The organism is uncultured Frigoribacterium sp. (genome assembly GCF_963515265.1).
Classification (GTDB): domain Bacteria; phylum Actinomycetota; class Actinomycetes; order Actinomycetales; family Microbacteriaceae; genus Frigoribacterium.
On record NZ_CAUPYL010000075.1, the window covers coordinates 1 to 11,282 of the forward strand.

The 11,282-nt window shown below is 72.9% G+C and carries 10 protein-coding genes; 6 read left to right on the forward strand and 4 right to left on the reverse strand.

Going from position 1 to position 11,282, the window contains the following annotated elements:
• The 3 genes from RWM17_RS08000 to RWM17_RS08010 form a co-directional block, all read left to right on the forward strand.
• Positions 1-1,788: amidase family protein (locus RWM17_RS08000; RefSeq protein ID WP_314102551.1), on the forward strand; the 1,788-nt coding region annotated here is incomplete at its 5' end.
• A gap of 222 nt (positions 1,789-2,010) precedes the next feature.
• On the forward strand, positions 2,011-2,547 hold the full coding sequence (locus RWM17_RS08005) for a hypothetical protein (protein ID WP_314102552.1): 537 nt from the start codon (positions 2,011-2,013) through the stop codon (positions 2,545-2,547).
• A 165-nt stretch (positions 2,548-2,712) separates the two neighbouring features.
• Complete coding sequence (locus tag RWM17_RS08010) at positions 2,713-3,762, forward strand: LLM class flavin-dependent oxidoreductase (RefSeq protein ID WP_314102553.1); 1,050 nt, start codon at positions 2,713-2,715, stop codon at positions 3,760-3,762.
• 107 nt (positions 3,763-3,869) lie between these two features.
• Here RWM17_RS08010 and RWM17_RS08015 read toward each other — a convergent pair whose 3' ends face one another.
• A complete protein-coding gene (locus RWM17_RS08015) occupies positions 3,870-4,679 on the reverse strand; it encodes a GntR family transcriptional regulator (RefSeq protein WP_314102554.1) in 810 nt (269 codons plus the stop codon).
• An 83-nt stretch (positions 4,680-4,762) separates the two neighbouring features.
• Between RWM17_RS08015 and RWM17_RS08020 the strand changes: the two genes are divergently transcribed.
• From RWM17_RS08020 to RWM17_RS08030, 3 genes are all read left to right on the forward strand, one after another.
• Complete coding sequence (locus tag RWM17_RS08020) at positions 4,763-5,695, forward strand: proline iminopeptidase-family hydrolase (RefSeq protein ID WP_314102555.1); 933 nt, start codon at positions 4,763-4,765, stop codon at positions 5,693-5,695.
• A 123-nt stretch (positions 5,696-5,818) separates the two neighbouring features.
• Positions 5,819-7,264, forward strand: coding sequence for an APC family permease (locus RWM17_RS08025; RefSeq protein ID WP_314102556.1), 1,446 nt, complete (start codon positions 5,819-5,821; stop codon positions 7,262-7,264).
• Positions 7,261-8,280 (forward strand): acetamidase/formamidase family protein, encoded by a 1,020-nt coding sequence (locus RWM17_RS08030; RefSeq protein ID WP_314102557.1) that lies wholly within the window; start codon positions 7,261-7,263, stop codon positions 8,278-8,280. Before RWM17_RS08025 ends, RWM17_RS08030 begins: the two co-directional genes overlap by 4 nt.
• Positions 8,281-8,397: 117 nt before the next feature.
• On the opposite strand, the gene RWM17_RS08035 is transcribed toward RWM17_RS08030, so the two are convergent.
• The 3 genes from RWM17_RS08035 to RWM17_RS08045 all read right to left on the reverse strand — a co-directional run bounded on the left by RWM17_RS08035 (position 8,398) and on the right by RWM17_RS08045 (position 11,132).
• Positions 8,398-9,096, reverse strand: a complete 699-nt coding sequence (locus tag RWM17_RS08035) for a hypothetical protein (protein WP_314102558.1) — start codon at positions 9,094-9,096, stop codon at positions 8,398-8,400.
• A gap of 166 nt (positions 9,097-9,262) precedes the next feature.
• Positions 9,263-9,856, reverse strand: a complete 594-nt coding sequence (locus RWM17_RS08040; RefSeq protein WP_314102559.1) for a hypothetical protein — start codon at positions 9,854-9,856, stop codon at positions 9,263-9,265.
• 118 nt (positions 9,857-9,974) lie between these two features.
• Positions 9,975-11,132, reverse strand: coding sequence for a M20/M25/M40 family metallo-hydrolase (locus RWM17_RS08045; RefSeq protein WP_314102560.1), 1,158 nt, complete (start codon positions 11,130-11,132; stop codon positions 9,975-9,977).
• Positions 11,133-11,282: the final 150 nt, after the last annotated feature.

Here is an 11,282-nt window from a genome sequence, read left to right on the forward strand (position 1 = left end):
GCCGCAGGCACTGACACCGCCGCCGCCGCCGCGGCAGCGCCCGCACCTGCCGCCGGCACGTTCCTCGCCCCGTACTGGGTCGAGCTCGACCTGACCGGCGACCGCCAGGTGACGGCCGACGACCTCGAGGTGCTGAGCTCGGCGCTCGGGGCGACCAGCGCCTCCTCGGGCTGGAGCTCCATCTCGGTCGCGGACGGCGACGACGACGGGGTCATCACGATCTCGGACGTCGCCGCCCTGTCGCAGCGCATCGTGTACGACGACGGCCCCTTCGAGATCGTCGAGGCGTCGGTCGTGACGATGCAGGCCGCGATGAACGCCGGCGTCACGACCTCGGTCGAGCTCACCCAGGACTACCTCGACCGCATCGCCGCGTACGACACGACGAAGGTCGACCCGGCGGGCAACGGCCGGCCGCTGCGCTCGATCATCACGACCAGCCAGGTCGCGCTCGCCGCGGCCGCCGAGGCCGACGCGACCCGCGCCTCCGACGGGATGACCGACATGCTGCTCGGCGTGCCGATCGCGGTGAAGGACAACTACGACACGGTCGACATGCCGACCACCGGCGGCTGCGGCTGCTGGGACGGCAACCAGACCACGACCGACGCGGCCATGGTCGCCGGGCTGCGGGCGTCGGGCGCCGTGATCCTCGCGAAGGCGAGCCTCGACGAGTTCGCGTTCGGCTTCGCGTCCGAGTTCTCGTCGTACCAGCCCGCCGGCACGAGCACGCTGGTCGCCAGCCCCTACGTCACCAGCCAGACGGCCGGCGGCTCGAGCGGCGGCACCGGGGCGGCGATCGCGGCGAACCTCGCCGGCATCGGGTTCGGCACCGACACGGGCGGCTCGATCCGCATCCCGTCGTCGTTCAACCAGCTCGTCGGCGTCCGCCCGACCGTGGGCCTCGCGAGCCGCGACGGCATCATCCCGCTCGCCCTCTCGCAGGACACCGGCGGCCCGATCGCCCGCACCGTCACCGACGCGGCCGTGGCGCTCGACTCCGTCACCGGCGTGGACGCGGCCGACCCGGTCACCGCCGAGCAGCAGGGCCTCGTGCCGGAGTCGTACACGAGCTTCCTCGACGCGGACGCCCTCGCCGGCACCCGCATCGGCTACGTGACGTCGATGGTCAGCACCAACCGGACCACCGCCCGGCTCTTCGCGGAGGCGCTGGTCACCCTGCAGGCGCAGGGCGCGACGGTCGTCCCGATCTCGACGCCGCCGAGCGGCTTCGCCGCCGTGCTCGCCGAGGGCAGCGGCAGCACGAACGAGTTCAAGCACGACCTCGACGCCTACGTCGCGAGGCACCTGGCGCCGAACGTCGAGGCGCGCTCGCTGCAGGGCGTGCTGGCGTCGGGCAAGTACGTGCCGTCGCGGGCCGGCACCTACCGGTCTCGCGACGCCGTCACCGAGGCGACCTACCAGGGCTGGGCGGGCCCGACCGGCACGCACACCACGGCCATCGCGAACGGGCACGCCCTGGTCACGTCGATGCTCGAGGACCAGGACCTCGACACGCTGATCTACCCGTCGGGCAACCCCTACGCCGCGTTCAGCACGAACATGCGCCTCAGCCCCAACACGGGCATGCCGGCCGTGACGGTCCCGATGGGGCAGGCGACCGACGCGGACGGCACCGTCACCGGCGCCGGCGTGAACCTCGAGTTCCTCGGGCGGGACTACGCCGAGGGCGACCTGCTCGGCCTCGCCTACGCGTTCGAGCAGGCCACCGGTCCGTCGCAGTCGCGCACGGCGCCGACGTACTACGGCCCGCTGCCCGCGGGCTGAGCGCAGGAGGCGGCCGCCCGGCCGCACAGGACGGGGCCCGCGTGCCGTCGCTCACGAGCGGCGGGGCGCGGGCCCCGCGCCGTGCGCAGAGCATCTCCGCCGCCGTGCGGGGGAGCACCTCTGCCGCCGCCCGTCAAGCCCGGGACATCGCCTGCGCGGGCGCGCAGCGTGGTGTGACGGCGGCGATCAGCCCGCCGTCACGGACTCGAGGAGGCAACACCCATGGCAGGACGCAACACGGTCATCCGCAGCATGCACGACCTGGGCCTGGCGGCCTGGTTCGGTGGCAACCTGATGGGCGCCGTCGGCCTCAACGGCGCAGCGGCGGGCGCGAAGGACCCGGTCGAGCGCCTCACGCTCTCGTCGCTCGGCTGGGCCAAGTGGGCGCCGTTCCAGGTCGGCGCGCTCGTCGTGCACGGCATCGGCGGGATCGGCCTCATCGCCGGGAACAAGAGCCGGCTCGCCGGACAGCGAGAGGCGCGCGGCAACACCGCGCTGAAGCTCGTCCTCACGGCTGCGGCCATCGGCACGACCGCGTGGTCGGGCGTGGTCGGCGCCCAGATGGCCAAGAACGCCGAGGAGGGCGCGAAGGGCACCACCGAGCCGGGCGCCGGCAGCTCGGACGAGCTCGCGAGCGCCCAGCGTCAGCAGAAGTTGCTGCAGTGGGCTACACCGGTGCTCACGGGCGCCCTGCTCGTCCTCGGCGCCCAGCAGGGCGAGCAGCAGCGGCCGTTCGCGGGGCTGCTCGGCCGTCGCTGAGCACCGTCGGCACCCCCGACGGGGACGTCGCGGGCCAGGGCGGGTGGAAGGGGCCGCGGCGCAGGCGTCGTGGGACGAGACAGGCGTGGGCCCACGCCTGTCCCGTCCCCGGACGCCGGCGTGACGACGCGCGGGGCTCGGGGGGCGCTCTGCGAGACTCGGGGCATGCCCGTACACGGTTCCCCGCTGCAGCGACTCGGCTTCCTCACGATCGGGTCGTTCGACCCTGTGTCCCCGGCCGGCGGCCACGAGGACACGCTGCGCGTCATCGAGCGCGGCGAGCAGCTCGGCCTCGACAGCGCCTGGCTGCGGCACCGTCACCTGCAGCCCGGCATCTCGTCGCCCGTCGCGATCATGGCCGCCGCGTCGCAGCGCACCCGCCGCATCGAGCTGGGCACCGCCGTGACGCCGATCGGCGCCGAGAACCCGTTCCGCCTGGCGGAGGACCTCGGCACGGTCGACGTGTTGCTGGGCGGTCGTCTGAACCCCGGTTTCTCGACGGGCACGCCGATGAACTTCGACCTCTACCGCGACGCGATCTACCCGGACACCCTCGACCAGGAGGACCTCGGTCCCGACCGCCTCCTGCGCCTCCGCGACCTCGTCCGCGGCGACGTCGTCAGCGCCTCGCCCGGCCGCCGCGGCATCGAGGAGTTCAGCGACGTCGTGCAGCCGCACAGCCCCGGCCTCGTCGACCGGCTCTGGTGCGGCGTCGGCAGCACCCGGTCGGCGGTCTGGGCCGGCGAGCACGGGTTCCACCTGCTGGCATCGAGCGTCACGAAGGCCGAGCAGGGCACCGACTTCGCCGTGAACCAGCGCGCCCAGATCGACGCGTACCGCGACGCCCACCCGGCCGGCGCCTCCGCCAGGGTCTCGCAGGGCCTCGTCGTCGTGCCGACCGACTCGGCGACGCCGGAGCAGCGCGCCCGCTACGCCGCGTACGCCGAGTCACGCGCCGGACGGGTGGGCGTCCCGCAGGGCCCCGGGCAGCTGCTGTTCGCCGCCGACCTCGTCGGCACCTCGGCCGAGATCGCCGACGCGCTGCACGCCGACCCGGCCTACCAGGCCGTCGACGAGGTCGCCTTCGCGCTGCCCTTCGCCCTCGAGCCGGACGACTACGCGCAGATCCTCACGGACCTCGCCGAGCACCTCGGGCCCGAGCTCGGCTGGGCGCCCGCACCCGCGCCCGCGCCTGCGCCCGCACCGACGTCCTGACGACCGCGCCCCCGTCCGCGCAGGCGCGATGAACCGCGTTCCGAACCATGAACCGCGATAAAACGCGGTTCATGGTTCGGAACCCGGTTCGAGGCGAGAGAGAGACCTCAGCCGCCGCCAGCGGCGTCGCCGCGCACCACGCGCTCGAGCAGCTCGAGGTCGATGCCGACGTGCGCCCGAGCCAGCGCCGCCGCCTCACGTGCCCGCCCCGCGCTGATCGCGTCGACGATCGCCTCGTGCTCGGCGAGCGCGCGCAGCTCCATCTCGCGCATGCCGTCCCGACCGCCCCAGGGGTGGGCCGGCGCGGCGATGCTGACCCGCGCCTCCAGCTCGAGCAGGACGTCGCGCAGGACGGCGTTGTGGGCGGCCTCGGCGATCGCGATGTGCAGCAGCTCGTCCGCCTTCTGCGACGCGAGCCCCGAGTCGGCGACGCGGTAGGACTCGAGCCGCTCGTGCAGCAGCTCGACGTCGGCGTCCGTGCGGTTCTCGGCCGCCGCCTCCGCGACGGTGCCGTGCAGCCGGCCGATGGCCGCGCTCGTGTCGCTGAGGTCCGACCACCGGGCGGCGAGGGTGCGCTGCGCGACGGCGGATGTCGACCGGGCGTCCTGCTCGGGGCGAGCGTCCTGCGCGAGCACGAACGACCCGCCGCCTCGCCCGCGCTGCGTCTCGATCAGGCCCTGCTCGACGAGCCGGGCGAGCGCCTGGCGCACCGTCATCCGGCCGACGCGCAGCGAGGTCGCGAGCTCGCGCTCGGCGGGGAGGCGCTGGCCGGGCAGGTACTCGCCGGTCGCGATGGCCGTGACGAGGCGGTCGGTGATGTCGTCGGCGCGCGTGGTCGGCTCGAGGGGAGCGTCGAGGGCGCCGGAGGCGCTCGTCTCGCTCGTCGTCATCCGCCCTGCCCCTGCCTGCGTCCTCATGTGCTGCGTCTCTTTGTTACCGCCACATTAAGTCACGAAGAAAGGTCTTGGCACGAGACCTTTCCGGGTGCATGCTCTCTCGCATGTCCACGAGCACCGCCGACGTCCTGCCCTTCCGTGACGGCCACACCTGGCTCCAGGTGACCACGCCCGACGAGCCGCGCGCGGGCGCCCTGCCCCTCGTCGTGCTGCACGGCGGCCCCGGCATGGCGCACGACTACCTGCGGAACCTCGCGGCGCTCGCCGACGAGACCGGCCGCACGGTCGTCCACTACGACCAGTTCGGCTGCGGCCGCAGCAGCCACCGCCCCGGCGCCCCCGTCGAGACCTGGACCCCGGCGCTCTTCGTCGCCGAGTTCGACGCCGTCGTGGCGCACCTCGGCCTCGAGCGCTTCCACGTGCTCGGCCAGTCGTGGGGCGGCATGCTCGGCGCCGAGATCGCGGTGCGGCAGCCCGCCGGGCTCGCCAGCCTCGCGATCTGCAACTCGCCCGCCTCGATGCAGCTCTGGGTCGAGGGCGCCGCCGAGCTGCGGGCCCAGCTGCCGGCCGAGACGCAGGAGGCGCTGCAGCGTCACGAGGACGCCGGCACCACCACCGACCCCGAGTACCTCGCCGCGACGCAGGTCTTCTACGAGCGCCACGTCTGCCGTGTGGTCCCGATGCCCCAGGACTTCGTCGACAGCGAGGAGCAGATGGAGGCCGAGCCGACGGTCTACCACACGATGAACGGGCCGAACGAGTTCCACGTCATCGGCACGATGCGCGACTGGAGCATCGTCGACCGGCTGCCGCGCGTGTCCGCCCCGACCCTCGTCGTGGCCGGCGAGCACGACGAGGCGACGCCCGCCACCTGGCAGCCGTTCGTCGACGGCATCGCCGACGTCCGCTCGCACGTCTTCGCCGGCGCCAGCCACTGCAGCCACCTCGAGCAGCCCGAGGAGTTCCGCCGCGTCGTCGCGGAGTTCTTCGGCGAGCACGACCTGAGCGAGCACGACGCCGCACCTCAGAGCGCCTGACCCCCCTGACCGGCGCGGGTCGCGCTCCCTGAACCGACGCGACCCGCGCCTCCCGCACCTCCTCCGCCCCGCCCCCACCGCACCTCCTCGTCGTTCACCCGCCTCGACCCGAGAAGAGACACCATGTCCGAGAAGACCGCGTCACCCGAGCTGAGCAACCAGCAGCAGCTCGAGCAGTACGGCTACAAGCAGGAGCTGAAGCGGTCGGTCTCGACCGTCGACCTGCTCATCTACGGCCTGATCTTCATGGTGCCCATCGCGCCGTGGGCGATCTTCGGCACCGTCTACAACGCGTCGTCGGGCATGGTGCCGCTAGTCTACCTCGTGGGCCTCGTCGCGATGATCTTCACGGCGCTCGCCTACGCGCAGATGGCCAAGTCGATCCCGCTCGCCGGCTCGGTCTTCTCGTACGTCGGCCGCGGCATCCACCCGATCGCCGGGTTCTTCGCCGGCTGGGCGATCCTGCTCGACTACCTGCTCGTGCCGACGTTGCTCTACGTGTTCGCGGCCGAGTCGATGATCGGCATCTTCCCGGGCAGCGCGCGCTGGATGTGGGCGCTGATCTTCGTGGCGATCAACACCGCGGTGAACCTGCTCGGCATCAGCTCGATCAAGATGATGAACCGCGTGTTCCTCGCGATCGAGGTCGTCTTCATCGCGATCTTCGTGATCATCGCCGTGGTCGCGCTGAACAACGGCACCATCCCCGGCGCGGAGTTCACCACCGACCCGATCTGGGACTCGAGCAAGGTCACCGCGCCCCTGATCGCCTCGGCGCTGTCGATCGCGGTGCTGAGCTTCCTCGGCTTCGACGGCATCTCGACCCTGTCCGAGGAGAGCACCGGCAAGCGAGGAGGCGCTGGCAAGGCGATGATCATCGCCCTGTTCATCGTCGCGTTCTGCTTCGTGCTGCAGACCTGGCTGGCCAGCGCACTCGCGGGCGGCCGGGACTCGTTCCCCGAGGGCGAGGCCGGCAACGCCTTCTTCGACCTGGTCAGGGCCGCGTCGAACAGCGGCTGGGCGACGGCGTTCTTCGTCGTGAACGTGCTCGCGGTGGGCATCGCGAACGCGATGGCGGCGCAGGCCGCGACCTCGCGCCTCCTGTTCTCGATGAGCCGTGACAAGCAGCTGCCGGCGTTCCTCTCGAAGATCAACACCCGCAAGGTGCCGCAGGCCGCGATCCTCGTCGTGTCGGCGCTGTCGGCCGTGCTCGTGCTCTTCTTCGTCGGGCAGATCAACGTGATCGCCTCGCTGGTGAACTTCGGCGCGCTGTTCGGCTTCATGCTGCTGCACGTCTCGGTCGTCGTGCACTACGTCGTCAAGAAGAAGTCGCGCAACTGGCTGCTGCACCTCGTCGTGCCCGTGATCGGGTTCCTGATCATCGGCTACGTGCTCGTCAACGCGGCGCCCGAGGCGAAGATCGGCGGGCTGATCTGGCTCGTGCTCGGCGCGGGCGTGTTCCTGTACTACCGCAGCCGAGGAGGCGCCGCCCCGACCCTGGGACAGGGCGCCGACGACGCCGCGGTCGCGTCGACCCCGGCCGCCGACTCCGAGCGGCACGACGCGTGAGCGGCGGCGACGGCGTCGGCGTCGGCCCGACCCTCTCGGGCGCTCGTGACGATCTCGGCGAGGCGGCCCGCGCCTCCTCTGGGCAGCTCGACGGCGTCGACCACTTCCTCGGCAACGAGCTCGGCCGCCCGGGCTTCAGCGCCGCCGTCGAGCCGGTGCTGCGGATCACGCCGGGCACCGGCGAGACGATCGGCTTCGAGACGAGCGACGCGGTCTACGCCGAGCTGCACGGGCACCACGACCTCGCGCAGCTGTCGGTGCCGATCAACCCGGTCACCGGGCCCGTCTTCGTCGAGGGTGCGATGCCCGGCGACGCGCTCGCAGTCACGGTGCACGACATCCGGCTGGTCGACCACGGCTGGTCGGTCAGCCTGCCCGGCTCCGGAGCGCTGCAGCACGTGATGGGCGACGAGATGTTCACCCGACGCGTGCCGATCGACGCCGACGGGGTGCACGTGACGTCGCGGCACACCTTCGCGGCGCGGCCGATGATCGGCTGCATGGGCACCGCGCCCGCCGAGGGCGAGAACTCGACGATCATGCCCGCGTACCCGCAGGGCGGCAACATGGACGTCACCGAGAACACGATCGGCTCGACCGTCTACCTGCCCGTGATGGTCGAGGGCGCGTACCTGTCGATCGGCGACGTCCACGCGATCATGGCGGAGGGCGAGTCGTCGTTCGTGGCGATCGAGGCGCAGGGCACCGCGGTCGTGTCGATCGACCTCGTGAAGGGGCTCGGGCTGCGGGCGCCGCGGATCGAGACGGCTGACGACTGGATCTTCGTCGGCCTCGGCGACCCCGTGCAGGAGAGCGTCCGGCGGGGCTACGAGGACGCGTTCGCGTTCCTCGTCGACGACCACGGCTGGTCGCGGGGAGACGCCTACGCCGTGCTCAGCGCGGTCGGGCACTCCCGGCTGGGCGGGCCGACGGGGTCGGTCGCCCCGGACCCGCTGCACCCGTTCGCGGCGGTAGGCGCCGTGACGCTGCACCGCGTGCCGAAGAGCGTGCTGTAGGCGTTGCTGCTTGCGCTCCGCCACCTCCTCGAACCGCGTTCCGAACCATGAACCGCGTTCTATCCCGGTTCATGGTTCGGAACGCGGTTCTTCGCGAGGACGGCGGCCACACCGGAGTCAGCTCTCGAGGTGCGCGAGCATCGAGCCGATCAGGTCGTTCGTGGGCACGTTGATCTGGTCGACCGCGATGTAGAAGTCGCCGCGGACGAACCACGTGTCGGCAGCCTCGACCGGGTACTGCTCGACCGCGACCTGCTGCTGGCAGAGCTGGCCGCCGTGCGCCTCCTCGCAGGTGGCGCCTGCTGCGGCGACCTGGTCGAGCAGGGAGGCGGCGGTCGTCTGGTCGAGCCGCCCCAGGACGACGCCGATGCCCGAGATGTCTGCTCGAGGATCCCGCCAGTAGCAGTCGAGCTCGGCGGCGGCGTCGACGATCTGGAACGGCTGCGCGCCGGCCTCGGGAACGGAGGCCGTCCGGGCGCCCCGCGCAGTGCCGTCGCGGCGGGGGAAGTTCTCGGGGTTGAGGGGGATCTCGCCGAAGGTCGCGGCGTAGGTCGCCTCGTCCACGATCTGGGTGCAGTCGGTCGGGATGCTCACCAGCGGTGCGGCGACCTCCGTCTCGGTCGGCTCCGGCGTCGGCGACTCCGAGCTTCCCGGCGTCGACGTGGGCGGCGGCACGGTCACGGTCTCGGTCGGCCCTGTCGTGACGTCGTCGTCGTCGTCGCCGGCCGCGCCGCCGGCGCACCCCGTCAGCGCGACCAGTGCGGTGAGGACGAGAGCAGCGGCCCCCGTCGTCGTCCTGCGTCTGCGGTGCGTCATGGCTCTCCCCGTGGTCCGTCACCCGTCGTCCCGGGTGCCTGCGCCCACGGTACCGAGCCGGAGGAGGCGGTCGATCGTCTCCGAGGACGACATCGCCCTCGGTCCGATCACGATCGGATCACGCTGCTCACCCGGCGAGGTCGCCGGCCCCGCCTCGGACGGCGGGTCACCCGTCGGCGTCGACCGTCCAGGTGACGGTCCTGCTGCCGGCCGTGCTCCTGCGGGTCCGTTCGTTCTTCGCCCCGGAGTAGCCGATCTCGGTCACGGTCGAGCCGCCGGGCGCCAGGAGCAGCACGCAGATGTCCGCAGTGCCCTCTGACCGCAGGGCCGCCGCGGTCTCCTCGGCGTCGTTCGGGCAGTCCTCACGGTCGAGGCGCGACCCGCCGGGGGTGAGGCGGCTGGGGCCCTTCACGTAGTCGCCGTCGACGCCGACGACCCACTTTCCGTTGTCGAAGGCGCCCGTCCTGCCGTCGCCCGACCAGCTGCCGTCGACGAGCTCGACGGTGAAGCGCGCCTCGTAGGCGTCCTGGCCGCCTGCGTCGAGCTCCCACCGGTCGAGCGTCTCCTCGGTCACCGGCTCCAGGGACTCGGCCGTGATCGAGAGGGTCCCGTCCTCGAAGTCGGGCTGGGCCCAGAGGCGGGTCTCCACGGGTTCGCCGAGGGCGGCCTCGGGGCGGTCGCGCCCCAGGTACACGGGCACCGCGATGGCGAGGACGGTGATGACGGCGATGCCGATCGGTACTGCTCTGCTGCGCCTCACGGGACCCTGCTCCACAGGGCCGTCCGGGCCTGCGGCTGGCCCCCTGCGGGCAGACCGGTCGGCTCGCCAGCCCCGTCCGCCGCCCTCCGCTGCCCGACGGCCGCCCATGCCCTGAGCCCTACGCCAGCTCGACGAACAGCGCCGAGACGAACTCGGTGCGCTCGACCATGCCGCCGAGGCTGATCCACTCGTGGCGGGCGTGTGCCCCGCCGCCGACACCGCCGACGCCGTCGAGCACGGCGCAGCCGAGCGCGGCGGCGAAGTTGCCGTCGCTGGCACCGCCCACCGACACCTCGCGCAGCTCGAAGCCGAGCGAGTCGGCCACGGCGGCGGCGCGTCCGTAGAGCGCGGCCGTCGCCTCCGTGCGCTCCATCGGCGGTCGGTTCCAGCCGCCGGTCACCTCGACGCGGGCGACCGGGTCGTGAGGCGCGAGGGCCGCGAAGACGGCCTCGACCCGCGCCGCCTCGTCCGCCGACGTGACCCGCACGTCGACCGAGGCGCGGGCGTGGCCGGCGCGGACGTTGGTGCGGGTGCCGCCCTGCACGATGCCGACGTTGAGCGAGGTGCCCGCGTCGATGTCGGCGGCGCCGTGCAGCTGCAGGATGATCCGGGCCATCTCGTCGACGGCGCTGGCGCCCGAGCGCGGGTGCAGCCCGGCGTGCACCTCGACGCCGAACGTCTCGACCTCGAAGATGCCGACGCCCTTGCGGGCTGTCTTGACGGCGCCCTCCGCAGCGGACTCGAAGACCAGCACCGCGCCTCCTCGGGAGACCTCGGCCTCGATGGCGCTGCGAGACGCGAGGCTGCCGATCTCCTCGTCGCCGTTGAGCAGCAGCCGGACGCCCGGCCGGGGCAGCCCCAGGGCGTCGGAGGCGGCGATGGCGTGCCCCAGCTGGATCAGCCCCGACTTCATGTCGAAGACCCCGGGGCCGGTCATGTGGTCGCCGTCGATGGTGACGGGCCACTCGGCGAGGGTGCCCTCGGACCAGACGGTGTCGTAGTGGCAGAGCGCCGAGACCCACTCGGCGGAGCCGGTGGGCGACGGGTACTCGAGGGTGACGGTGTCGCCGTAGCCCTCGACGACGTGCACGCGGCGCTCAGCCGGCGCGCCGACGGTGCGGCCGAGCCAGTGCTCGATCCACTCGAGGCCGCGGGCGAGCAGGTCGACGTCGTCGGAGGGCGTCTCGAGCGACGCGTAGGTGACCAGGTCGGCCACCATCGCCTCGCGCCGCTGCTCGATGCGCTCGCGCAGGGCGGTGATGTCGAGGTCTGTCACGGTGGTGCCTCCGGGGGAGTGGCGGCGCGGACGCCGACGTCGCTCGCCAGGAGGACGCACCCCCAGGGTAGGAGGCGCGGGTCGCCACCGCCCGCCGGCCCCGACCGCCTGGGGGCGGCTCGGGCCCGCGTGGCCGCTGTGGAGGATCGG